The organism is Pseudomonas sp. xss_4, from assembly GCF_043104125.1.
GTDB lineage: Bacteria > Pseudomonadota > Gammaproteobacteria > Pseudomonadales > Pseudomonadaceae > Aquipseudomonas > Aquipseudomonas parafulva_B.
Genome location: NZ_JBICKJ010000069.1, coordinates 55,892 through 78,988, shown reverse-complemented (window position 1 = coordinate 78,988; position 23,097 = coordinate 55,892). Strand labels below are relative to the sequence as shown.

The window sequence follows — 23,097 nt, the reverse complement described above, 5'->3', positions numbered from 1 at the left end:
CCGTCTGTTACAAGGAAACGAGCCTTTGCCCGCCTGGATACCTGCCCCGCTGCGCCACCTTGGCAAGCGCTTTAGTCACTGTGCAGCAGCGCCCAGTAATGACTTGGCTGGCGCTTTCGATGACAAGGCCCGCCGATGCGGCTTTACGCTTAGCGAGAGTCAACGTCAGGCCATCACCTGCATGTCGCAGCAGGTTGAACAGCACAGAGCGGGGCACGCTACGGGCGTGTACCTGCACGGCCCGGTCGGTCGTGGTAAAAGCTGGTTACTCGATGGCTTCTTCCAGTGGGTGCCCAGCCCAGCCAAGCTGCGCTGGCACTTCCATGATTTCTTCGCCCGCTTGCATCAGGGCGTGCATCGCCACCAGGCAAGTGGTGACGCCATCGGCATCACGCTCGACGAATTGATCGGACAGAACGACATCCTGTGTTTCGATGAATTTCATGTGCATGACATTGGGGATGCCATGCTGTTGACGCGGTTATTCGAGGCCCTGTTCGCACGGGGCACATTGCTGGTGCTCACCAGCAACTACGCACCTGAAGGGTTGCTGCCCAATCCGCTTTACCACCAGCGATTCCAGCCTGTGATCGACCTGATCAACCACTGCATGGTCATCAAGGAAGTCGGCGGTAAAACGGACTTTCGCAGCCTGCCGGCCAACCGTGCACTGCAACGCTTCACGCAGGGCCGTTACATCTGGCCCGGTACCGATATGCAGCGCCAGTCCCTGCACATGCCGACGACCCAGGGCGATACCCTCATGGTCAATAATCGTCCGCTACGCCTACAGGGCGCTGAGGGCGACCAGATCAGGTTCACTTTCGAAGACCTGTGCGAGCAGCCCACAGCCGTGATCGATTACCTGGCACTTGCCCAGCAATACTCCCACTGGATCATCGAAGGCCTGGGCGACCTGGGGACATGCTCGCTTGCTGCCCAGCAGCGTTTCGTCAACGTGGTCGACGTGCTCTACGACCAGGACCGGCAACTGACTCTCATTGGCTCGCGCCCGCTGGCAGAAAGCCTTGAGGGATCGCTTGCAGACCTGATGCGCACGCGTAGTCGCCTGGGCCAGCTACAGCAAGTGGGCCCCGCCGGCGCCGAAAGCTGAGCGGGGCCGGGCTAGCCGTCTTAGCTCGCCCTCGCAAGCCCTGAGAGCACCGCTTCGATTTCTTGGAGGACTGCCGGATCGTCCACCGTAGAGGGAGGCGTGTACGCTTGTCCATCGGCGATCTTGCGCAGTACCGCCCGCAGAATCTTGCCTGACCGGGTCTTGGGCAGACGCTTGACCAGCCGGACCTGATTGAAGCAGGCCAATGCGCCAATCTCCTCACGTACGCTGGCCACAAGATCGACGAGCAACTGCGACTCCACAATGCCGGCGCCGTCCTTGAGCACCACCAACGCGAGTGGCACCTGCCCTTTGATGTCATCGTGAACGCCGATCACTGCGCACTCGGCGACAGCAGAATGACGCGCGACCAGATCCTCCATCTCGCCGGTGGAAAGACGATGCCCGGAAACATTGATCACATCATCTGTGCGACCCATGATGTAGACGAACCCGTCCTCATCCAGATAGCCGCCGTCACCTGTGTGGTAGTAGCCGGGGTACGTACTTAAGTAAGCCTGGACATAGCGCGGGTGATCGCCCCACAACGTCTGGCTGCAGCCTGGCGGCAACGGCAGTGCGATGACGATCGCGCCCTGGTGATTGGGCCCGACCAGATGGCCGTCGTCATCGAGCACCTGCACATGGTACCCGGGCACCGCGCGATTGCTCGACCCTGCTCTTGCCGCGCTACCCTCGAGCCCCACGCAGGGCGCAGTCACCGGCCAGCCGGTCTCGGTCTGCCACCAATGATCATGCACCGGCTTGCCGCTTACCCGCTCCAGCCATTGATGGGTACTGGAATCGAGTTTTTCGCCTGCCAGGAACAACTGGCGCAACGAACTCAGGTCATGCTTGCGTAGCAGTTCGGCGTCAGGGTCCTCCTTGCGGACGGCACGCATGGCCGTGGGCGCACAGAACAGCGCATTGACCTTGTACTGCTCAACCACCCGCCAGTAGGCAGAAGCATCCGGTGTGCGGATGGGCTTGCCTTCGTAAAATACACTCGTGCAGCCGCACATCAGCGGCCCGTACACGATCAAGGAGTGCCCCACCACCCAGCCCACGTCGGAGATGCCCCACCAGACATCGCCTGGCTGCATGCCGTAGACGGTGCGCATGGCATAGTGCAGCGCTACGGCATTGCCGCCATTCTCGCGAACGATGCCTTTAGGTTTGCCGGTGGTACCTGAGGTGTACATGATGTACAGCGGGTCTGCCGCACCCAGTTCAACAGGCGCCACTGGCTGCGCATCGGTTACGGACTGAGCCCAATCCAGGTCTCGCCCTGCCTGCAATGGCGCTTGCGCCTGGGGCCGCTGCCAGACCAATACGTTGCGCGGGCGGTGGCGGGCCAGCGCCAGGGCGCGATCAACCAATGGCTTGTACTCGATGACCCGCTCGAACTCCAGCCCACAGGAAGCGGTCAGCAGCAACACCGGGCGCGCGTCATCGATGCGCAACGCCAGTTCATTGGCCGCAAACCCGCCGAATACCACCGAGTGAACAGCACCAATGCGCGCGCAGGCCAACATGGCCATGGCGGCCTGGGGCACCATCGGCATGTAGATGATGACGCCATCGCCTTTTTGCACCCCCAGCTGGCGCAGCAAGCCGGCCAGCCGCGCGACCTCTTCGCGAAGCTGAAGGTAAGAGAATGACTGCTGTGTGCCGGTCACCGGGGAATCGTAAATCAGCGCCAACTGATCCCCCCGACCCTGCTCGATCTGATGATCCAGAGCCAGATAGCAACTGTTCAAGCTTGCGTCAGGGAACCACTGGTGAGTGCCATCGGCATTGTTCTCGAGGACTACGGTGGGTTCGCGGTACCAAGCTACCGAGCGCGCCTGCTCTGCCCAGAAGGCGGCGGGGTCGGCAATGGATTGGGCGTAACTGTGCTGATAGCTCATGGTGAGTTGACCCGATGTTGTTGTTCTTGAAGGGCGAACGCTGAGTATGGATGCCCTGTACCCAGACGCCAGACGCGATATGGCCTAACCGACCTGCATTTTTGCAACGTGGGCAAAAGTCGTTCAATGCGGCGACGAACTCACTAGAATAGCGACCAGTTTTTTACGGTGAGCACCTCAATGGACATCGATCAGGCCCGCACTTTTCTGGAAGTCGTGCGCAGCGGTAGCCTAGTGGCGGCTGCGGAGCGCCTGTACGTATCGCAGACAGCGGTCACCGCCAGGTTGCAGCGCCTCGAGCAGCAACTGGGCTGCACCCTGTTCATAAGAAGCCGAAGTGGCGCCCGCCTGACCAGCCACGGTGAAGCCTTCGTCGGGTATGCCAACCAGCTGGTGCAGACCTGGGAGGCGGCACGACGCGACTTGCCCTTGCCGCCTGGCTACCAGCAGGTACTGCACCTTGGGGGCGAGGTGAGCCTTGGTAACCCGATGATGCTTGACTGGGTCACGGCGCTGTATCAGGAGCTGCCTGGCCAGAGCATCCACAGCGAAGTGAGCGACGGCGAGTCGTTGCTGCGCAAGGTGGAGATGGGCGTGCTGGACGCTGCTCTGGTGTACCAGCCGATCTACGGGCCAGGCTTGCAGGTCGAGCAGCTGATGGAAGAAAAGCTGGTGCGAATCCGGCGGGTCGAACGGCCGGAGCCGTACATCTATATCGACTGGGGTGTGGCCTTCCGCCGGCAACATGACGCCGCCCTGCCCGACTGCGCCCGTGCCGCGCTGCGTTTCAACCTGGGGCCGCTTGCCTTGCAGTTCATCCTCGACAAGGGCGGTAGCGGCTATTTTCGCACGCGGGTGGTGCAGGCTTATCTGGACAGTGGCGTCTTCGAGCGCGTACCGCAGGCGCCGGAATTCACCTATCCCACCTTTCTGGTCTACGCCCGCGAGCGTGACAGCGAAGCGTTGCAACAGGCCCTGGGCATCCTGCGCCGGCTTATCGCAGCCGAGGCCAGCGACTGGTCACAACGCTGGGACCCGACGCTCTGAGGCATTGGCGCTGCTGAGCAACTGGCGCTTGAGCCCGGCGATCAGGTCAGTCTGGGTGACCACCCCTACCAACACATCACCGTCGAGCACCGGCAGGCAGTGCAGCCCCTGCTCGCACAGCAGCGGCAACAGGCGCTCCAGCGGGTGCTGGCTGCTGACACTCACGACCCGGCGGCTCATCACCTGCGCCATGCGCACGGGCTTGCGCCCGAACAGGCCCCGCCAGCTCAAACGCGCCTGCTGCATGGCCGGGCCTACCAGGTCGCTCAGGCTGACGATCCCCACCAAGGCGCCGTCCTGCAGCACCGGCAGGGTCTTGACATGGTGGCTGTCGAGCAGCTTCCAGGCCTGCTGCAAGGTGGTCTCGGGGCTGACGAACTGCACGTCCTTCGACATCACCGACGCCGCCGTTATGCCACCGAGACTGCGCTGCAGCGCGTGCTGCTCGGTGGCGAGAATGATGCGCTCCAGCTCGTCGCGTGTGACGTCGACAAACTCGCCCAACTCTTCCAGCGCCTGATCCAGGTCCTCACCGCGGATGCCGACGCGCTCACTGGGCAGCGGATCGTGGGTGTGGTGCAAATCCTTACGCGGTGCAGGGCCTTTCGGGTAGCGCACCCCGGTCAAGCGGTTATAGAGGGTAGCCACCGCAACAAGAATCAGCGCGTTGAGCAGCACTGGCTCAAGCAGATGGTCACCCAAGGCGGTCAGCCCTGGGTCGGCCAGAACCGCACTGACCGCCACTCCCCCACCGGGTGGATGCAGGCAGCGCAGCAAGCACATCACCAGGATGGACAGACACAGGGCAGCGGCGGCGACCCCAAGCCCTGGACCAAAACCGTCTCGCATTGCCAAGCCAACGATCGCGGCCAGGGTATAGCTGCCAAGCACTGGCCAAGGCTGTGCAAGGGGACCTGAATGAACGGCGAACACCAGCACCGCGGAGGCCGCTAACGGCCCGAGCAGGTGCAAGGCGATATCCGGGCCATACGCCAGGCTCGTCAGCCAGCCTGCGAGAAACAGCCCGACCAATGCGCCGATACCGGCGCGCAGCCATTGGGTGGGGGGGATGTTCAGGGACGGCGGTAATAACCACTGCAAAAGACGGTCGGTACGCGAGGCAGGCATGTCGTTTCGGGTTCTGTAGGTCTGGACGGAAGAAGAAACGTAGGCCTTGGCCCATCGGCCAGTGAAGGCTACATGCAGCGATTCTGCCGAGCGACGTCCATTTGGGCTAATTCAAAAAAATGTGGCAGTGATGCATTTTTTTTGCAGTACAGCCGTTTGCCAGCGGGAACGGGGCCGACCTGTGTGACGCCGCGCTGGTCACAGGCTCCGGCGCGGCAACTGGATATCCACACGCAATCCACCCATCGGACTCTCAAGCAGTTGCAGTTTCCCGCCCCAAGCCTGGACGATGTCACGCACGATGCCCAACCCCAGACCGTGTCCATCGACTTCTTCGTCAAGCCGAGAACCCCGTTCAAGCACTTGCACACGCTGCTGGTGAGGGATACCAGGGCCGTCGTCGTCAACCCACAGCTGATAGTGTTCCTCGGTGGCTGCGATGCCCAAGTGCACCTCGCTGTCCGCCCATTTGCAGGCGTTGTCCAGCAGGTTACCCAGCAGTTCCAGCATGTCTTCGCGATCCCAGGGCAGCAGCAGGCCAGGTGGCACGGCGTGGCTCAGCAGCAGGCCCTCGCCATGGATCATGCCCAAGGTGCTCAGCAACCCCGGCAACTCGTCATCACAGGCAAATTGCGCACCCGGCAACGCATCGCCTGCCAGGCGTGCGCGGTTGAGCTCACGGGCCAGGCGCTGCTCGATCTGCTGCAACTGCTCGCGCATCTGTGCGCGAACCTCAGGCAAGCCCTGCAGGCGCTCGCTGGATGCCAGGCTAAGCAGCACCGCCAGGGGTGTTTTCAAGGCGTGGCCCAAGTTACCCAGTGCATTGCGCGAGCGTCGCAGGCTGTCTTCGGTATGGCTGAGCAAATGGTTGATCTGCCCAACCAGCGGCACCAGCTCACTGGGCACTTGGGCGTCGAGCTGGGAGCGTTGCCCCTGCTGCAACTGGGCGATTTGCTGGCGCGCCCGCTCCAGCGGGCGTAGCGAGCGGGTGACGGTCATGCGCTGAAGGACCAGCACCAGGGCCAGCGCGACCAGGCCCATGCCCAGCCCAATTTGCTGAAGGCGCCGGAAGCCTTGTCGCACAGGTGAGTAATCTTGAGCGACACTGATGGATATGTCCTGCCCCAGGCGCCGGTAATCGGCACGCAGCGTCAGCAACTCCTGCCCTTCTGGCCCAAGCTCGTGCCGGTCCGACAGACCAGGGGCCGACGGTTTGGGCAGGTTCATGTCCCACAGGGAGCGTGAACGCCACGTGCCCTGGGCAAAGTCGATGCGAAAGTAATAGCCGGAAAACGGCCGCTGATAGGCAGCCGAGATGCGTTGCTCATCGAGCTGCATGCCCGCAGGCCCGCGCACCAGCGCCACCAACAGGTTCTCGCTTTCGTTGCGCAGGCCGTTTTCCAGGTAACGTTGCAACCCGGCTTCGAACAGCCACAGCGTCAGTTGCGCCAGTACCACCCCTACTACCACCAACACAGCCACCAGGCCCAGGCTGAGCCGCGCCTGGATCGACTTCACGCAGCGCTCCCGGCATACAGGTAGCCCTGGCCGCGTCGTGTCTCGATCACCGTACGGCCAAGTTTGCGGCGCAAGTGGTTGACGTGAACCTCGAGCACGTTGGAGTCGCGCTCGGTCTCGCCGTCGTAGAGGTGCTCAGCCAGGTGGCTTTTGGACAGGATCTGCTGGGGGTGCAGCATGAAGTAGCGCAACAGGCGAAATTCTGCGGCCGTAAGCTGGATATCGACGCCCTCGCGGCTTACGCATTGACGACGTTCGTCCAGATGCAAGCCGGCAGCCTCGAGCTTTGGCTGGTTGGCAAGTCCACGCGCGCGGCGCAGCAGCGCCTGGATGCGTAACTGCAATTCTTCGGGGTGAAAGGGTTTGCTGAGGTAATCGTCGGCGCCGGCCTTCAGGCCTTCGATGCGCTCGGCCCAGGAGCCACGCGCCGTCAGAATCAGCACAGGCGTCAGCAGCCCGCCTGCACGCCACTGAGCCAGGACTTCGAGGCCAGGCAACCCTGGCAGACCAAGGTCCAGGATGATCAGGTCATAAGGCTCGCACTGGCCCTGATAGACCGCATCTCGGCCATCGGCCAGCCAATCGACGGCGTACCCCTGACGCTGCAGCGCAGTGGTAAGTTCGTCGGCCAGCGGGACATTATCCTCGACAAGCAACAGGCGCATTCAGTCATCTTCCTCGTCTTTGAGCAGGGCACCGGTGGCAGCATCGAGCTTGACCTCCCGTACTACGCCGTCCACCGTCAGCAACTCGACCTCGTACTCATAGCGGTCGTCGTCTTCTTCAAGCTCTGCCTCCAGCAAACGCGCCCCTGGGTGACGGGCCATGGCCGTTTCCAGCAAGTGTTCGAGCGGTAGAATCACGCCCTTCTGGCGCAAAGCCAGTGCCTCATCCTGGTCCAGGTCCCGGGCAGCGGCCAGCGAGCACGCTGCCAGCAGAGCGAGGGCCAGGTAGCGCGCTGCCCGTGGAGGTGGGTTCATCAGTTGTCTCGCTCATCCTTCAGCAGTTCACCGGTCTTGGCATCGAAAGCCACGTCCCACTCCACATTCTGGGTATCGCGCAGTTCGACCTTGTACACGTAGCGGCCGTATTCGTCTTCAAGTTCCGAGTCCGTGACGGTGGAACCCGGGTGCTTGGCAATGGCGGCCGCCTTGAGTTCGTCCAGGGACTTGATGGTCTTGGTGTTGACCAGTTTGACCACTTCGTCAGGCTGCACATCCTTGGCGAATGCAGCATTGGCACCCAGCGACAGGGCAGCGGCGGTGAACAGTGCAGTCAAGGTTTTCATCGTTCGTTTCTCCATAATGCTGTACACGTTGTCTACGCAATCAACATTAACCAGCAGTCCTTAACTCAACCTGAAAACAGCTGGCCGCATGATAGCGTAGCCGGCAGGTCAACAGGGCACGTCTCGAACGGCTGCATCACTCTATAATGCGGCGCCCGTCGCCGCAGAGGTCCGCCATGAGCGCTATACACGTCAAGTACCCCGCCCTTACCCTGAAGGCTGGCCAACGCGCCTTGAGCCAAATTAGAGAGCGCGGGCTGCAGGCTGCCGACGTCGGCGTGCTCCCGGGCGCAGCAGGTGGGCCAAAACCGCTGGGCATTCAGGGCCTGGACTTGGCGCTGTTCGGTCAGTTCCTGCCATCGGCCCCTCGCCCGCGCGCACTGATTGGCGCATCGATTGGCGCCTGGCGCTTCGCAAGCGCCTGCCTTGACGACCCGGTTGCCGGGCTGCGGCGGCTGGGAATGCTCTACACCGAGCAGGATTTTGCAAAAGGCGTTACCCCAGCCCAGATAACACGCAGTTGCCAGCGCATGCTCGACGAGCTGTTGCAGGGGCGCGACGGCCAGGTGCTGGCGAGCCCGGCGTACCGGTTGAATATCCTGGTCGTCAAAAGCCATGGCCAGCTCGCTCACGATCATCGCGGCCGACTGGGTATGGGCCTTGGCTCGGTGATCGCCAGTAACCTGTTGGGCAGATCCCGCCTGGCCCGACATTTCGAGCGGGTCATTCTGCACGACAGCCGCAGCCTGCCACCGCTTGATACCCTGACGGATTTCCCGACGCGCTGCCTGCCGCTGGACCTGGCAAACCTGCGCCATGCCCTGCTTGCCTCGGGATCGATCCCCATGGTCATGGAGGGGGTACGGGACATCCCAGGGGCCGGGACCGGCATGTACCGCGATGGCGGGCTGCTGGACTATCACCTGGATCTGCCCTACGGCGGCGATGACCTGGTGGTTTACCCGCACTTCACTGACAAAGTCGTCCCTGGCTGGTTCGACAAGGCCCTGCCGTGGCGCAAGGGCGATGCCAGGCGCCTGCAGAACGTACTGCTGCTGGCGCCCTCGCCGGCCTACCTGGCAACCCTGCCCCATGGGAAGCTGCCCGACCGAAACGACTTCAAGCGCTTCATGGGCGACGCACCGGCGCGCCAGCGCTACTGGTACAAGGCCATCGATGAAAGCCAACGCCTGGGCGACGAGTTTCTAGAATTGGTCGCCACCGGGCGGCTGCATGAACGACTGCAAGCCTTGTGAGAGGCATGCTGGTAAACTGCGCGCATTACTGATTCAGACAGAGTTTGACTGCGTGGAAATCTTTAAAGAATTTACGTTCGAATCCGCCCACCGCCTTCCCCATGTGCCCGAAGGCCATAAATGCGGGCGTTTGCATGGGCACTCGTTCAAGGTCGGCCTTCATCTGACGGGTCCGCTTGACCCGCATACCGGCTGGATTCGCGACTTCGCCGAGATCAAGGCCGTGTTCAAGCCCATTTACGAGCAGCTCGATCATAACTACCTGAACGACATTCCTGGCCTGGAAAATCCCACCAGCGAAGTCATCGCCAAATGGATCTGGGATCAGGTCAAACCGTTGCTGCCAGAGCTGTCCAAGGTGCGTATTCACGAGACGTGCACCAGTGGCTGCGAATACAGCGGCGACTAAGCCCAAAGGCAGGCTCTTAACGCGCTGACGCCTCCGTCCACGGCGCCTTGCCCAGCCTGGTCCGGCGGCGCAGTTGCACCGCTGCAGACCTGCGCGTGGCAACGTGCCACCGGATCAGCACCGGGCCGCGGTCTCAAGCACTTGAAGCATTAGCGAGCCCTGCTGCCCCTGGACGCCTGCGATCAACCGACGGCGTTGATGGGGCAAGTGCAACGTCACAGGTCCGCTATTCACTTGCTGCAACTGCGCATTGTGGACAGATGCCCCTTCTTCCAGGGTGGTGGGATCGAGCCCCTGGAGCTTCCAGAGAAAGTCTGGGAGGGCTCGCCTGCTGGTCCAGCGCTTGGCCAGGCTTGTCGTCCAACCGCGCTGTTCTTTAAGGGTAGAATCAAGCCGTCTGCCGTGACTGTCGAGCGGCCACAGCTCATAGACATGGCTTTCTCCATTGCCGTAGGCGGCAAAACAGAGGCGGTCGCATGCCATGCGGAATTCGCCGATGCGCCAGCGATCCTCGAAATAATCGCTCGTCTCAACGGCCAACCCGGCCCTCGGAGACCATTCGCTGCCTTCGTCGAACCTTGCCGTGACCAAGCCTTGTTCCGTTGATTCACCTTCAGGCCGCCACCAAGCACGTCCAATAAAACTGTATTGAGGCTTGAATGCGTACCGGACACCAGCACTTGCCAGTCCTGCTCCCCACGCCCACTCGCGGGCCTGATGCGCATAGTCGAGGATCTCTAGCGCTATCCGGCCAGGTTGGCCGCTGACCGTATTGATCAACGATACACCGTCTTTTTAACAGCGCCTTACGCTACGCCCTTGAGCATTTTTCAAAATCAGGTTGCACAGTCGTGCACCGCGCTTGATGCCGGCATAGTCCATTGCTTCGACGGACCATAGATGGGTGGGATTGGCAAGACGCGACTGCCCGGCGCTCGGCTCATTCGCGCTTGACCGCCGCATAGCCCGACAATGAGGAGGGATTGTTGTAAAGGACTCGGTTCAGCGGTCGCCAGTCTCTGTCATAAGGCCGGATCTCGTAGGAGCCTTGCCCCATCCTCCCCTGAAGCGGCAATGTAGGCACCGAACCAGAACAGCTCGCCATACTGATGACCATCCTTGGTATAGTCCTCTGGCGCCAGTCGCAGTGGCCCTTGCCCCTCAGGCTCGGCCCGCCAGTAGTTGTACCAATGATCGTTGTGGATACTTGCTACGTCGACGTGAAGCCACATTGGGGCGAGCTTGTCCTGGCAGTCCCACCATCGATCCGGGTGAATCAGCTCTTCGGTCAACTGCCATCAGCAGCGGGCAAGAAACGAGAGTTCAGGGTGATGAATGTAGTCGGTCATGCTGGCTCACTCTTGAGTCGGAATGTGAGCCTAACGCTAAGCAACGCCGGCCGCGCATTGCAGAAGGAAGCGCTCTACATCAAGCCGGTCGAATCGATCAACACGTGTTGACCTAACTCGCCCTGACCGTAGTGGTTATTCCAACGGCCTGGGATGAGGAGGCACAGGGCGACCGACCACCTCCAGACTGAGTGCACCTCGTCGCCCCTGGTGGGTGGCGAGGTAAGAGCGACCAAACTGCTTGTAACGCCTGACTGCTGCCCCGGCAGGGTCAAACAACAGTAGATTGCTTTTACGCTGCCCAACCTTCAGATGCCGGGGATCAAGGCCATCAATGCCCCAGAGCGGCGCGTTCTCCGTTCCTGCCGCCTGGGGACTACCGGACATACCTATAAAGCCGAAGTCTTTGGCCATGACATACTCAAGCCTGGGCCACAGATCAACGGTGGACTCGAAATAGGCCGGCCTGATCTCGTAACTGTACAGATCGCGAACATGGTACACCCCAAACCACAGGACAGGGCACAAGATGCCAAACCCCCCTGAAAGGCGGGCTGGGAGACGGTTCCAATGCGCCTTCAGGCTCTGTCCGCATCCAGCCATCATCACCGTCACCACTTTCGAAACCCACCCACAGCGGGGCCAGATGCTGCACGGCCGCGTGCCAAGCACCCTCTGCAATGCGGGCCCCGTCTATCTGCCACCAGCAACGTGCGTGAAAGCACAGATCGGGTTTGAAGGTATAGCTGTCCATCGAGATGCTCCATTAGATCGTCGGAAGCACCACGCTAGAGGCCAGCCAAGCAGCGAAATAGAGGGAAAGGTGACTACTCCAACGCGCTGTTGAGAAACGATGGCGCGATGTAGCGCTGGTAATGCGCCTCTGACAACAGAAAGAACTCACGATCAATTGCATCGCGCAGTTGTGGCAGTTCCCAGTCGCGGAACTCGGGCAGCAATGCCATGCCGTAGGCCTCCAGGTCCCGAATCATGCGCGCGCCCCTGGCGATGAGCTGGTAGGCCCAGCAGTACTCGGACTGCTGCTCGACATACCGTATGGCACGTTGTTCAAGTTGCTGGCGCAACAAGCCTTTGTCGAACACCTCGAGCTTGGCCATCATCACCTGAACCAGCAGTTGCTCCAGGCGTAACCAGACCGCGCGTTTTTGCGCATCGTCATAGCCATTCCAGTGGATGACCTCATGGTGGAAGCGCTTGCACCCTCGGCATACCGTGTCTCCGTAAACCGTGGAACACAGGCCGACGCAGGGCGTTTTGATGGACTTGTTGGACATGAAATACAACGGCTTGAAGGTGGAGTACGCGGCCATGTTAGCCCTTTGTCTAACCAGGGTCACCCGTTAAAGTCATCATCGCCGCCTTACCTTCCAGCGTTTTTTACCGTAGAATCATCCGGCCTTTTCGAAGGCAACAATGTCCGTTGGAAGCTGTTTTCAAAGCGTCACGAGCACAGTTGATCCGGCAGAACGACGTTGGTCCGGGCCTGCATCCCCGCAGGCCCTAGCCAGCCCTCATCAGATGCTCGTTCTGCAGGCGTAAAACTTTGAAAGCAGCTTCCGCAAGGATTCCTTGCGACCCTGGCCAGGCGGCCCAAGAAGCCATGACGGCGCATGGGTGCAAGGAATGCTGGATGAGCGTCCCGGACCCCTTAAAGGGGCCACTGATGAGGGAAATAACTGTGCTTGAAGCCTACCGCAAACACATCGAAGAGCGCGCCGCTCTGGGTATCGTGCCCCAGCCGCTGAACGCCGAACAAACTGCAGGCCTGGTCGAGTTGCTGAAAAACCCGCCGGCCGGCGAAGAAGCCTTCCTCGTAGACCTGCTCACCAACCGCGTACCGCCTGGAGTCGATGAGGCCGCCTATGTCAAGGCAGCCTTCCTTTCGGCCGTCGCCAAGGGCGAAGCCACCTCGCCGCTGATCGATCGCAAGCACGCCACCGAACTGCTGGGCACCATGCAGGGCGGCTACAACATCGAGACGCTGGTCGCGCTGCTGGATGACGCCGAGCTGGGCGCCGTCGCGGCCGAGCAGCTCAAGCACACCCTGCTGATGTTCGATGCCTTCCACGACGTGGCTGAAAAAGCCAAGGCCGGCAACGCTCATGCCAAGGCCGTACTGGAATCCTGGGCCGCCGGCGAGTGGTTCACCTCGCGCCCGGCCATCGCCGACAAATACACCCTGACCGTGTTCAAGGTGCCTGGCGAAACCAACACCGACGACCTGTCCCCTGCCCCAGATGCATGGTCACGCCCTGACATCCCGCTGCACGCCCTGGCCATGCTGAAAATGGCCCGCGACGGTATCGAGCCGCAGCAGCCGGGCTCGGTGGGTCCACTGGCTCAGATCGAAGCGGTCAGGGCCAAGGGCTTCCCGGTCGCCTACGTGGGTGACGTGGTGGGTACCGGTTCTTCGCGCAAATCCGCCACCAACTCGGTGCTGTGGTTCTTCGGCGACGATATCCCGTACGTCCCCAACAAACGTGCCGGCGGTTTCTGCTTCGGCACCAAGATCGCCCCGATCTTCTACAACACCATGGAAGACGCCGGCGCCCTGCCGATCGAGTTCGATTGCACCGACCTGGCCATGGGCGACGTGATCGACGTCTACCCGTTCAAAGGTGAAGTACGCCGTCACGAAAGCAATGAGCTGGTCACCACATTCGCACTCAAGACCGAAGTGCTGCTCGACGAAGTGCGTGCTGGTGGCCGTATCCCACTGATCGTCGGCCGTGGCCTGACCGAAAAAGCCCGTGCCGAGCTTGGCCAGGGCCCATCGGACCTGTTCAAGAAGCCAGAGCAGCCTGCCGACACCGGCAAAGGGTTCACCCTGGCGCAGAAGATGGTCGGCCGCGCGTGTGGCCTGCCGGAAGGCCAAGGCGTACGTCCAGGCGCCTATTGCGAGCCGAAGATGACCACCGTGGGTTCCCAGGACACCACTGGCCCCATGACCCGTGACGAGCTCAAGGACCTGGCCTGCCTGGGCTTCTCCGCTGACCTCGTGATGCAGTCCTTCTGCCACACCGCGGCCTATCCGAAGCCAATCGACGTCACCACCCACCACACCCTGCCAGACTTCATCCGCACCCGTGGCGGCGTGTCGTTGCGCCCAGGGGACGGCATCATCCACAGCTGGTTGAACCGCATGCTGATGCCCGATACCGTGGGCACCGGTGGCGACTCGCATACCCGCTTCCCGATCGGCATTTCCTTCCCTGCAGGCTCCGGCCTGGTAGCCTTCGCTGCCGCCACCGGCGTGATGCCACTGGACATGCCAGAGTCGATCCTGGTGCGTTTCAAAGGCAAGCTGCAACCTGGCATCACCCTGCGTGACCTGGTGCATGCCATCCCTTACTACGCCATCCAGCAGGGCCTGCTGACCGTCGAGAAGAAGGGCAAGAAAAACGCCTTCTCCGGTCGCATCCTTGAAATCGAAGGCCTTGACGAACTGACCGTCGAGCAGGCCTTCGAGCTCTCGGACGCCTCGGCTGAACGCTCCGCCGCCGGTTGCACCATCAAGCTGCCGGAAAAAGCCATTGCCGAGTACCTCAAGTCCAACATCACCCTGCTGCGTTGGATGATCGGCGAGGGCTACGGTGATGCACGCACCCTGGAGCGTCGCGCCCAGGCCATGGAAGCCTGGCTGGCCAACCCAGAACTGCTGTCGGCCGACGCCGATGCCGAATACGCCGAAATCATCGAAATCGACCTGGCCGACGTCAAGGAGCCTGTGCTCTGCGCCCCGAACGACCCGGACGATGCTCGCCTGCTGTCCTCGGTACAGGGTGAGAAGATCGACGAAGTGTTCATCGGTTCGTGCATGACCAACATTGGTCACTTCCGCGCCGCTGGCAAGCTGCTGGAAAAGGTCAAGGGTGGTATTCCGACCCGTCTGTGGCTGGCTCCGCCGACCAAGATGGATGCTCATCAGCTGACCGAAGAAGGCTACTACGGCATCTACGGCAAAGCCGGTGCGCGGATGGAAATGCCAGGCTGCTCCCTGTGCATGGGTAACCAGGCGCGGGTGCAGACCGGTTCGACCGTGGTGTCGACCTCGACCCGTAACTTCCCGAACCGCCTGGGCGACGCCACCAACGTGTACCTGGCATCGGCCGAGCTGGCTGCGGTGGCTTCGATCATCGGCAAGTTGCCGACCGTCGAAGAGTACATGCAGTACGCCAAGGACATCGACAGCATGTCTGCCGACGTCTACCGCTACCTGAGCTTCGACCAGATTGCCGAGTTCCGCGAAGCGGCCGCTAACGCCAAGATTCCAGTGGTCCAGGCGTAAGCCAGACAGCCATCCACTGGCTCCATGAAAAAAGCCCCGGCAGTGATGCCGGGGCTTTTTTTTCATTCAGAACAGTCAGGCACCGACTAAATCACGCCCAGACGCCTTCTTGAACGTGACGGGCCGGCGATGGCGAGCACGCCTGTCAGAAACTATCGCCAGGAACGCGTACCCAGCCCTCCATCAACACACGCGCGCTGCGACTCATGATCGCCTTGGTCACCGACCACTGCCCATCGATCAGGCACGCCTGCGCACCTACCCGCAAGGTGCCCGATGGATGCCCGAAGCGTACAGCGCTGCGCTCACCGCCGCCTGCAGCAAGGTTCACCAGTGTCCCCGGGATGGCCGCAGCCGTACCGATCGCGACGGCGGCAGTGCCCATCATCGCGTGATGAAGCTTGCCCATGGACAAGGCGCGCACCAGCAAGTCGATATCTTCTGCCCCCACCTGCTTGCCACTTGAGGCGAGATAAGCCTGTGCCGGCGCCACGAATGCCACCTTGGGGGTATGCTGGCGTGCGGCAGCCTGCCCTAGATGTTCGATCAGCCCCATGCGCAGCGCACCATGGGCCCGTATCGCCTCGAACCGCTCAAGGGCAGCCGGATCCCCATTGATGTCATCCTGCAACTCCATGCCGCTGTAACCAAGATCGGCTGCATTGAGAAACACCGTTGGGATACCGGCATTGATCAACGTCACCTTGAAGGTGCCAACCCCCGGTACTGCAAGCTCGTCGATCAGGTTGCCGGTAGGGAACATCGCCCCACCTTCCCCATCATCGTCGGCTGCCGGATCAAGAAACTCCAGCTGCACTTCGGCGGCAGGGAACGTGACGCCATCAAGCTCAAAGTCGCCGGTCTCCTGCACCTGACCGTTGCTCATCGGCACATGCGCTACGATGGTCTTGCCGATGTTGGCCTGCCAGATACGCACCGTGGCGACACCGGTTTCGGGTACCTGCGTGGGTTCTATCAGGCCACTGCCGATGGCGAACGCACCCACTGCTGCGGAAAGGTTGCCGCAGTTGCCGCTCCAGTCTACGAAAGGCTTGTCGATACTGACCTGGCCGAACAGGTAGTCCACATCATGATCAGGGCGCTTGCTGGCGGACAGGATCACGACCTTGCTGGTGCTGGACGTCGCCCCGCCCATGCCGTCGATCTGCTTGCCATAGGGGTCGGGGCTGCCGATTACCCGCAGCAGCAAGGCATCGCGTGCCGGGCCGGGCGTTTGCGCCTGCGCCGGGAGGTCCTGCAAGCGGAAGAACACGCCTTTGCTGGTGCCGCCACGCATGTAAGTAGCCGGAATCTTGATTTGAGGTGCATGTGCCATGGATTGAAGCCTCTTGGATGGCCCGGTGGTCCGAGCCAGTGCGGGCGACTGGGGGCCGCAAGGCGGCCACGTTGTGTTAAACGGTCGCTTCGAGGAAGTCCTGGGCAAAGCGTTGCAACACCCCGCCCGCTTCGTAGATCGACACCTCTTCGGCTGTATCCAGACGACAGGTCACCGGCACGTCAAAACGCTCTCCTGTGCGACGGGTCACCGCCAGGGTCAAGGTAGCGCGGGGAGTACGGATGCCTATCACGTCATAGGTTTCGCTGCCGTCCAGGCCCAGCACCTTACGGTCGGTACCCGGCATGAATTCGAGGGGCAAGACGCCCATGCCCACCAGGTTCGTGCGGTGGATGCGCTCGAACCCCTCGGCGACGATGGCCTCCACGCCCGCCAGACGCACCCCTTTGGCAGCCCAGTCGCGTGAAGAGCCCTGACCGTAATCGGCACCGGCCACGATGATCAGCGGCTGCTTGCGCTGCATGTAGGTTTCGATCGCTTCCCACATGCGCATGACCCGGCCTTCGGGTTCAAGGCGTGCTAGCGAACCCTGCCTTACGCTGCCATCTTCATTGCGCACCATCTCGTTGAACAGCTTGGGGTTGGCGAAGGTGGCGCGCTGAGCCGTGAGGTGGTCCCCACGGTGGGTGGCATAGGAGTTGAAGTCCTCTTCAGGCAAGCCCATTTTGGCCAGGTACTCCCCCGCCGCGCTGTCGAGCATGATGGCATTGGAGGGCGACAGGTGATCGGTGGTGATGTTGTCCGGCAGCAACGCCAGCGGGCGCATGCCACGCAAGGTGCGTTCTCCCGCCAGGGCGCCTTCCCAGTAGGGCGGGCGACGGATGTAGGTGCTCATGGGGCGCCAGTCGTACAGCGGCGCTACCTTGGGCCCACGGTCTTGCTCGACGGCGAACATGGGGATGTAGACCTTTCGGAACTGTTCGGGCTTGACCGCAGCGCGGACCATCGCATCGATTTCTTCATCGCTGGGCCAGATGTCCTTGAGGCGAATTTCACGGCCATCCGATGCCACGCCCAGCACATCTTTCTCGATATCGAAACGGATCGTACCCGCGATGGCATAGGCCACAACCAAAGGCGGGGACGCCAGAAATGCCTGTTTGGCATACGGGTGAATACGGCCATCGAAGTTTCGGTTACCCGACAACACCGCGGTGGTATACAGGTCCCGATCGATGATTTCCTGCTGGATGGCCGGATCGAGGGCGCCGGACATGCCGTTGCAGGTGGTGCAGGCGAAGGCGACGATGCCGAAGCCCAACGCTTGGAGCTCCGCCTCCAGGCCCGCCTCTTCCAGGTACAGCTGCACTGCCCTGGATCCAGGGGCGAGGGATGACTTGACCCAAGGCTTGCGCGTCAGCCCCAGCCTATTGGCATTGCGCGCCAGCAACCCGGCAGCGATCACGTTGCGCGGGTTGCTGGTGTTGGTGCAACTGGTGATGGCTGCAATGATCACCGCCCCGTCCGGCATCTGACCGGGTACCTGCTCCCAGGCACCTGCGATCCCCTTGGCGGCCAGCTCGCTGGTGGCCACCCGGGCATGGGGGTTTGAGGGGCCCGCCATGGTGCGCACCACGCTGGCCAGATCGAAGTCCAGCGTGCGCTCGTAGACCACCTCGGTAAAGCTGTCAGCCCACAGACCCGCGGTCTTGGCGTAGGTCTCTACCAGTGCGACCTGCTGTTCCTCGCGGCCTGTCAGGCGCAGGTAGTCGATGGTTTGCTGATCGATGGCGAACATGGCCGCGGTGGCGCCATATTCAGGGGCCATGTTGGAGATGGTGGCGCGGTCGCCGAGCGTCAGGGCACGGGCGCCTTCCCCATGGAATTCCAGGTAGGCGCCGACCACCTTCTGCTTGCGCAAAAATTCGGTCAGGGCCAATACCAGGTCGGTTGCCGTCAAGTTGGGCGCCAGTTTACCAGTGAGCTGGACGCCGACGATTTCCGGCAGGCGCATCCAGGAGGCGCGCCCGAGCATGACGTTCTCGGCCTCAAGCCCGCCCACGCCGATGGCGATGACGCCCAAGGCGTCCACATGCGGGGTGTGGCTGTCGGTGCCGACACAGGTGTCCGGGTAGGCCACGCCGTCATCGCTGTGTACCACGGGCGACATCTTCTCCAGGTTGATCTGGTGCATGATGCCGTTGCCAGGCGGGATGACATCGACGTTCTTGAACGCTTTCTTGGTCCAATTGATGAAATGGAAACGGTCTTCGTTGCGGCGATCCTCGATGGCCCTGTTGCGTTCGAACGCCTGGGGGTCATAGCCGCCACACTCGACGGCCAGTGAGTGATCGACGATTAGCTGCACTGGCACCACCGGGTTGACCTGGGCAGGGTCACCGCCCTTGTCGGCGATGGCATCGCGCAAGCCGGCCAGGTCGACCAGCGCGGTCTGACCCAGGATGTCATGGCAGACGACCCGGGCCGGATACCAGGGGAAATCGAGGTCGCGCTTGCGCTCTATCAGCTGGGCCAACGACGCCTGGAGCGTGCCAGGGCTGCAGCGGCGCACCAGGTTCTCGGCCAGCACACGCGAGGTGTAGGGCAAGCCCTGATAGGCGCCGGGCTTGATGGCCTCGACGGCAGCGCGGGCGTCGAAGTAATCCAGGTCAGTGCCTGGCAAGGCTTTGCGGTAGGCAGTATTCATATCGTTATCAGGCTCGGTCACGGATGGCGTTCAAGGGTGCGCGTGCGGGCAGACATGCTGGGCCACCCCGCGAGGCCAACAAAGTCTGCGCGGGGTGGGCGACCATCAGCGCTGCTCGATCGGTACGAACTGACGCTGTTCGACGCCGATGTATTCGGCACTCGGACGGATGATGCGATTGTTCTCACGCTGCTCGAACACGTGCGCTGCCCAGCCGGTAAGACGCGAGCAGACGAAGATCGGGGTGAACAGCTTGGTCGGTATACCCATGAAGTGATACGCCGAGGCATGGTAGAAATCGGCGTTGGGGAATAAGCGCTTTTGCTCCCACATGGTCTTGTCGATGGCTTCGGACACCGGGTACAGCACCGTGTCGCCCACCTCATCGGCAAGGCGCTTGGACCACCCTTTGATCACCTCGTTACGCGGGTCGGACTCTTTGTAGATGGCATGGCCAAAGCCCATGATCTTGTCTTTGCGCTCGAGCATGTGCAGCAACTCGGTCGTCGCTTGTTGCGGGCTCTGGAAGCGCTCGATCAGCTCCATGGCCGCCTCGTTGGCGCCGCCGTGCAGCGGGCCGCGCAGCGAACCGATGGCGGCGGTGACGCAGGAGTACAGGTCGGACAAGGTCGAGGCGCACACGCGGGCGGTGAAGGTGGAGGCGTTGAACTCGTGCTCGGCATAGAGAATGAGCGATACGTTCATCACCTTCACATGCAGCTCACTGGGCTGCTTGCCATGGAGTAACTGCAGGAAGTGGCCGCCCAAGGTGTCCTGGTCATTGACACAGTCGATGCGCACGCCGTGATGGCTGAAGCGGTACCAGTAACACATGATCGCTGGGAAGACGGCCAGGAGCCGGTCGGTCTTATCGCGCTGGGCATCGAAGGTGAGCTCGGGCTCCAGGGTTCCGAGCACGGAGCAGCCCGTGCGCATCACGTCCATCGGGTGAGCGTCGCGCGGGATGCGCTCCAGTACTTCTTTCAACGCCTGGGGCAGGTCGCGCAGGCCCTTGAGCTTGTGCTTGTAGTCGGCAAGCTCGGCCTGGCAGGGCAGCTCGCCATACAACAACAGGTAAGCCACCTCCTCGAATTCGGCGTGGGCAGCCAGGTCGCGGACGTCATACCCGCGATAGGTCAGCCCTGCGCCGGCCTGACCGACCGTCGACAGGGCCGTCTGACCGGCAACCTGACCGCGTAGGCCTGCGCCGCTGAGTACTTTTGCTTCGGCCATGGTGCTTCTCCTTTCTTGAACTTGTTATGGAATGCAGGCTGGCTAACCCTTATCTACCCCTGAACAAGGGCGCTGCAGCGCGCGCAGTAGGCAGGTCAGCCTTTTTTCTGGGCAAACAATGCATCGAGACTTTGCTCGAAAGCGTGATAGCCAATGGCGTCGTAAAGCTCCATGCGTGTCTGCATGGTATCGATCACGTTCTTCTGCGTGCCATCACGGCGTAGGGCGGCGTAGACGTTCTCGGCAGCCTTGTTCATGGCGCGGAACGCCGACAGTGGATACAGCACCAGCGACACATCGACCGAGCCCAGCTCTTCGGTGGTGTACAAAGGCGTGGCACCGAACTCGGTGATGTTAGCCAGGATGGGGGCCTTGACCCGGTCGGCGAATGTCTTGTACATCGCAAGTTCGGTGATGGCTTCGGGGAAAATCATGTCCGCGCCGGCCTCGACACAGGCGGCCGCCCGATCCAGCGCCGCATTGAGCCCCTCGACCGCCAGCGCATCGGTACGGGCCATGATCACGAAGCTGTCATCAAGGCGGGCATCGACCGCCGCCTTGATGCGATCGACCATCTCCTGCTGGGTGACGATTTCCTTGTTCGGACGGTGGCCACAACGCTTGGCGCCCACCTGATCCTCGATATGAATGGCGGCGGCGCCGAACTTGCTCATGGCGCGCACGGTACGGGCAACGTTGAAGGCCGAGGCACCGAACCCGGTGTCCACGTCCACCAGCAGTGGCAGGTCGCACACATCAGTGATGCGCCTGACATCGGTCAGCACGTCGTCCAGGCCACTGATGCCCAGGTCAGGTAAACCCAGGGAGCCTGCTGCCACACCGCCGCCGGACAGGTAGATGGCCTTGAAACCGGCACGCTTGGCCAGCAAGGCGTGGTTGGCATTGATGGTGCCGACCACTTGCAGCGGGCGCTCGGCGGCCACTGCGTCGCGAAAACGTTGGCCTGGGGTACTCTGGACGGTCATTGTTCACCTCGTGTGCTGTGGGTGTGGTCGCCTTGGTAATGGCGCTCGATGTTGCGTTTGGACGCAGCGATGTGACGACGCATCAACAGCTCGGCCAACTCGCCGTCACCCTCGGCAATGGCGTCTAGGATGCGGTGGTGCTCGGCGAAGGCCTGACGCGGCCGATTGGGCGTAGCCGAGAACTGGATACGGTACATGCGCACCAGTTGGTACAGTTCGCCGCAGAGCATCTTGACCAAGGTCTGGTTGCCGCTGCCCTGGATGATGCGATAGTGAAAATCGTAGTCACCTTCCTGCTGGTAGTAGCCCACGCCCGCCTGGAAGGCAGCATCGCGCTCATGGGTTTCCAGCACCTGGCGCAGCTCGTCGATGTCAGCTCGGCCCATGCGCTGGGCCGCCAGGCGGCAGGCCATGCCTTCGAGCGACTCGCGGATTTCATAGAGCTCGATGAGTTCGGCGTGACTCAGTGAAACCACCCGTGCGCCCACATGGGGCACACGAACCAGCAGGCGCTGGCCCTCGAGGCGGTGAATGGCTTCACGCAGCGGGCCTCGGCTGATGCCATAGGTGCGGGCAAGCTCCGGCTCGGAAATCTTGCTCCCCGGGGCTATGTCCCCCCGTACAATCGCCGCCTGAATCCGCCTGAAGACATGCTCGGACAGGGTTTCCGATTCCTCGTTGCCAGTCGGGTTACCCATTGAGAGCGCCTGCATATTGTTGACACCTTTCACAAAACATGGCGTTAAATCTAACGCTGGGTCACGTAATAGTCAAAGCCTTAAGCCACATTGTCAACAATGCACCCAACAAGAAACTACCCTCCGATCAAACTGTCAGATCGCGCACCGCTGGCGTCAATACGTCGGCGTGATAGAATGCCGCGCCTTCGATGGAGTATGGATAGCCCGTCTGCCCCGCCCGCATGGTGCCGGCAGATCAACGAGGAAGCTTGTGCAGCCGTTGCCAGTCGCCTTACCCCGAACTTTGCACAATACCGCGCCAGGACTATGAAACTGACACCCTTTGCTTTGCTGATTAGCCTCCTCCTGTTGCCGGCCCTGAGCCAGGCAGCCGGCAAGACCGTGTACGGTCTGAACGAATATGCTCGCCTGGGCGACCTCGACCTCGAAGTGGCGGCCAAGCTCGACACCGGGGCCAAGACAGCCTCGCTCAGCGCCCGCGACATCAAGCGTTTCAAGCGCAATGGCGAAAGCTGGGTGCGCTTCTACCTGGCCATCGATGCTGCCCATTCCCATCCCATCGAACGCCCGCTGGCGCGCGTGAGCAAGATCAAGCGCAGGGCTGGCGACTACGACGCCGAATCAGGCAAGGCCTACACCGCACGCCCCGTCATCGAGCTGGACATCTGCATGGGCCAGGCCAGGCGCACCATCGAAGTCAACCTCACCGATCGCAGCGCTTTCCAGTTCCCACTGTTGATCGGCGCGGAGGCTTTGAAGCATTTCGACGCCCTGGTCGACCCAAGCCTTAAATATGCGGCCGGCAAACCTGCCTGTGCCACCGACGCTCCCAAAGCAGAGTAATT

At 61.8% G+C, this 23,097-nt stretch carries 20 protein-coding genes; 6 read left to right on the top strand and 14 right to left on the bottom strand.

Annotated features, from left to right (window positions below; all coding sequences use genetic code 11):
* The first annotated feature begins 25 nt into the window (after positions 1-25).
* Entirely contained in the window at positions 26-1,114 is a 1,089-nt protein-coding gene (zapE, locus tag ACF8GB_RS13870) for a cell division protein ZapE (RefSeq protein ID WP_196124774.1), read from the top strand.
* A gap of 20 nt (positions 1,115-1,134) precedes the next feature.
* On the opposite strand, the gene ACF8GB_RS13865 is transcribed toward zapE, so the two are convergent.
* On the bottom strand, positions 1,135-3,024 hold the full coding sequence (locus ACF8GB_RS13865; protein ID WP_392515213.1) for a propionyl-CoA synthetase: 1,890 nt from the start codon (positions 3,022-3,024) through the stop codon (positions 1,135-1,137).
* Between the two features lie 180 nt (positions 3,025-3,204).
* Between ACF8GB_RS13865 and ACF8GB_RS13860 the strand changes: the two genes are divergently transcribed.
* Positions 3,205-4,071, top strand: a complete 867-nt coding sequence (locus ACF8GB_RS13860) for a LysR family transcriptional regulator (RefSeq protein WP_392527171.1) — start codon at positions 3,205-3,207, stop codon at positions 4,069-4,071.
* Here the strand turns inward: ACF8GB_RS13860 and ACF8GB_RS13855 are convergent.
* The 5 genes from ACF8GB_RS13855 to ACF8GB_RS13835 all read right to left on the bottom strand — a co-directional run bounded on the left by ACF8GB_RS13855 (position 4,045) and on the right by ACF8GB_RS13835 (position 8,005).
* The gene (locus tag ACF8GB_RS13855) at positions 4,045-5,199 is read right to left on the bottom strand and encodes an HPP family protein (RefSeq protein ID WP_058637379.1); all 1,155 of its coding nucleotides are present in this window, start codon (positions 5,197-5,199) and stop codon (positions 4,045-4,047) included. The two genes, ACF8GB_RS13860 and ACF8GB_RS13855, sit on opposite strands and share 27 nt — an antisense overlap.
* 198 nt (positions 5,200-5,397) lie before the next feature.
* Positions 5,398-6,717, bottom strand: a complete 1,320-nt coding sequence (locus ACF8GB_RS13850) for a sensor histidine kinase (protein ID WP_058637380.1) — start codon at positions 6,715-6,717, stop codon at positions 5,398-5,400.
* The gene (locus ACF8GB_RS13845) at positions 6,714-7,382 is read right to left on the bottom strand and encodes a response regulator transcription factor (protein ID WP_058637381.1); all 669 of its coding nucleotides are present in this window, start codon (positions 7,380-7,382) and stop codon (positions 6,714-6,716) included. The genes ACF8GB_RS13850 and ACF8GB_RS13845 overlap by 4 nt, the downstream gene beginning before the upstream one ends.
* Positions 7,383-7,697, bottom strand: coding sequence for a PepSY domain-containing protein (locus ACF8GB_RS13840; RefSeq protein WP_058603824.1), 315 nt, complete (start codon positions 7,695-7,697; stop codon positions 7,383-7,385). It lies immediately after the preceding gene.
* On the bottom strand, positions 7,697-8,005 hold the full coding sequence (locus ACF8GB_RS13835; RefSeq protein ID WP_058637382.1) for a PepSY domain-containing protein: 309 nt from the start codon (positions 8,003-8,005) through the stop codon (positions 7,697-7,699). Before ACF8GB_RS13835 ends, ACF8GB_RS13840 begins: the two co-directional genes overlap by 1 nt.
* Before the next feature lie 176 nt (positions 8,006-8,181).
* On the opposite strand from ACF8GB_RS13835, the gene ACF8GB_RS13830 reads away from it, so the two are divergent.
* Positions 8,182-9,261 (top strand): patatin-like phospholipase family protein, encoded by a 1,080-nt coding sequence (locus tag ACF8GB_RS13830; protein ID WP_392527170.1) that lies wholly within the window; start codon positions 8,182-8,184, stop codon positions 9,259-9,261.
* 52 nt (positions 9,262-9,313) lie between these two features.
* On the top strand, positions 9,314-9,670 hold the full coding sequence (gene queD, locus ACF8GB_RS13825; protein WP_033695042.1) for a 6-carboxytetrahydropterin synthase QueD: 357 nt from the start codon (positions 9,314-9,316) through the stop codon (positions 9,668-9,670).
* 114 nt (positions 9,671-9,784) lie between these two features.
* Here the strand turns inward: queD and ACF8GB_RS13820 are convergent, their stop codons facing one another.
* The 3 genes from ACF8GB_RS13820 to ACF8GB_RS13810 all read right to left on the bottom strand — a co-directional run bounded on the left by ACF8GB_RS13820 (position 9,785) and on the right by ACF8GB_RS13810 (position 12,314).
* Positions 9,785-10,450, bottom strand: coding sequence for a hypothetical protein (locus ACF8GB_RS13820; protein ID WP_197843974.1), 666 nt, complete (start codon positions 10,448-10,450; stop codon positions 9,785-9,787).
* A gap of 242 nt (positions 10,451-10,692) precedes the next feature.
* Entirely contained in the window at positions 10,693-10,902 is a 210-nt protein-coding gene (locus tag ACF8GB_RS13815; RefSeq protein ID WP_058637385.1) for a hypothetical protein, read from the bottom strand.
* A gap of 944 nt (positions 10,903-11,846) precedes the next feature.
* On the bottom strand, positions 11,847-12,314 hold the full coding sequence (locus ACF8GB_RS13810) for a DUF1289 domain-containing protein (RefSeq protein ID WP_100852605.1): 468 nt from the start codon (positions 12,312-12,314) through the stop codon (positions 11,847-11,849).
* Positions 12,315-12,718: 404 nt separating this feature from the next.
* Here ACF8GB_RS13810 and acnB point away from each other — a divergent pair, with 404 nt between their 5' ends.
* Positions 12,719-15,328 (top strand): bifunctional aconitate hydratase 2/2-methylisocitrate dehydratase, encoded by a 2,610-nt coding sequence (gene acnB, locus ACF8GB_RS13805; protein WP_058637387.1) that lies wholly within the window; start codon positions 12,719-12,721, stop codon positions 15,326-15,328.
* A 145-nt stretch (positions 15,329-15,473) separates the two neighbouring features.
* Here acnB and prpF read toward each other — a convergent pair whose 3' ends face one another.
* From prpF to ACF8GB_RS13780, 5 genes are all read right to left on the bottom strand, one after another.
* Positions 15,474-16,664 (bottom strand): 2-methylaconitate cis-trans isomerase PrpF, encoded by a 1,191-nt coding sequence (prpF, locus tag ACF8GB_RS13800; RefSeq protein WP_196185585.1) that lies wholly within the window; start codon positions 16,662-16,664, stop codon positions 15,474-15,476.
* Positions 16,665-16,740: 76 nt separating this feature from the next.
* Positions 16,741-19,332, bottom strand: a complete 2,592-nt coding sequence (gene acnD / locus ACF8GB_RS13795) for a Fe/S-dependent 2-methylisocitrate dehydratase AcnD (protein WP_145255341.1) — start codon at positions 19,330-19,332, stop codon at positions 16,741-16,743.
* Positions 19,333-19,437: 105 nt separating this feature from the next.
* Positions 19,438-20,565: a 2-methylcitrate synthase gene (prpC, locus tag ACF8GB_RS13790; RefSeq protein ID WP_196185586.1), complete on the bottom strand. Its 1,128-nt coding sequence runs from the start codon at positions 20,563-20,565 to the stop codon at positions 19,438-19,440.
* A 95-nt stretch (positions 20,566-20,660) separates the two neighbouring features.
* Positions 20,661-21,551: a methylisocitrate lyase gene (gene prpB / locus ACF8GB_RS13785; RefSeq protein WP_058637390.1), complete on the bottom strand. Its 891-nt coding sequence runs from the start codon at positions 21,549-21,551 to the stop codon at positions 20,661-20,663.
* Positions 21,548-22,264, bottom strand: a complete 717-nt coding sequence (locus tag ACF8GB_RS13780; protein ID WP_196185587.1) for a GntR family transcriptional regulator — start codon at positions 22,262-22,264, stop codon at positions 21,548-21,550. The genes prpB and ACF8GB_RS13780 overlap by 4 nt, the downstream gene beginning before the upstream one ends.
* A 294-nt stretch (positions 22,265-22,558) precedes the next feature.
* Here ACF8GB_RS13780 and ACF8GB_RS13775 point away from each other — a divergent pair, with 294 nt between their 5' ends.
* Positions 22,559-23,095: an ATP-dependent zinc protease gene (locus ACF8GB_RS13775; protein ID WP_196185588.1), complete on the top strand. Its 537-nt coding sequence runs from the start codon at positions 22,559-22,561 to the stop codon at positions 23,093-23,095.
* Positions 23,096-23,097 lie beyond the last annotated feature (2 nt).

Coding starts and splice junctions, on each gene's coding strand:
- prpC (WP_196185586.1), bottom strand. CDS start 20,565: ATGGCCGAAGCAAAAGTACTCAGCGGCGCAGGCCTACGCGGTCAGGTT.
- ACF8GB_RS13845 (WP_058637381.1), bottom strand. CDS start 7,382: ATGCGCCTGTTGCTTGTCGAGGATAATGTCCCGCTGGCCGACGAACTT.
- ACF8GB_RS13830 (WP_392527170.1), top strand. CDS start 8,182: ATGAGCGCTATACACGTCAAGTACCCCGCCCTTACCCTGAAGGCTGGC.
- prpB (WP_058637390.1), bottom strand. CDS start 21,551: ATGACCGTCCAGAGTACCCCAGGCCAACGTTTTCGCGACGCAGTGGCC.
- ACF8GB_RS13865 (WP_392515213.1), bottom strand. CDS start 3,024: ATGAGCTATCAGCACAGTTACGCCCAATCCATTGCCGACCCCGCCGCC.
- ACF8GB_RS13810 (WP_100852605.1), bottom strand. CDS start 12,314: ATGTCCAACAAGTCCATCAAAACGCCCTGCGTCGGCCTGTGTTCCACG.
- ACF8GB_RS13815 (WP_058637385.1), bottom strand. CDS start 10,902: ATGTGGCTTCACGTCGACGTAGCAAGTATCCACAACGATCATTGGTAC.
- ACF8GB_RS13780 (WP_196185587.1), bottom strand. CDS start 22,264: ATGCAGGCGCTCTCAATGGGTAACCCGACTGGCAACGAGGAATCGGAA.
- ACF8GB_RS13835 (WP_058637382.1), bottom strand. CDS start 8,005: ATGAAAACCTTGACTGCACTGTTCACCGCCGCTGCCCTGTCGCTGGGT.
- ACF8GB_RS13775 (WP_196185588.1), top strand. CDS start 22,559: ATGAAACTGACACCCTTTGCTTTGCTGATTAGCCTCCTCCTGTTGCCG.
- ACF8GB_RS13855 (WP_058637379.1), bottom strand. CDS start 5,199: ATGCCTGCCTCGCGTACCGACCGTCTTTTGCAGTGGTTATTACCGCCG.
- acnD (WP_145255341.1), bottom strand. CDS start 19,332: ATGAATACTGCCTACCGCAAAGCCTTGCCAGGCACTGACCTGGATTAC.
- prpF (WP_196185585.1), bottom strand. CDS start 16,664: ATGGCACATGCACCTCAAATCAAGATTCCGGCTACTTACATGCGTGGC.
- ACF8GB_RS13860 (WP_392527171.1), top strand. CDS start 3,205: ATGGACATCGATCAGGCCCGCACTTTTCTGGAAGTCGTGCGCAGCGGT.
- ACF8GB_RS13840 (WP_058603824.1), bottom strand. CDS start 7,697: ATGAACCCACCTCCACGGGCAGCGCGCTACCTGGCCCTCGCTCTGCTG.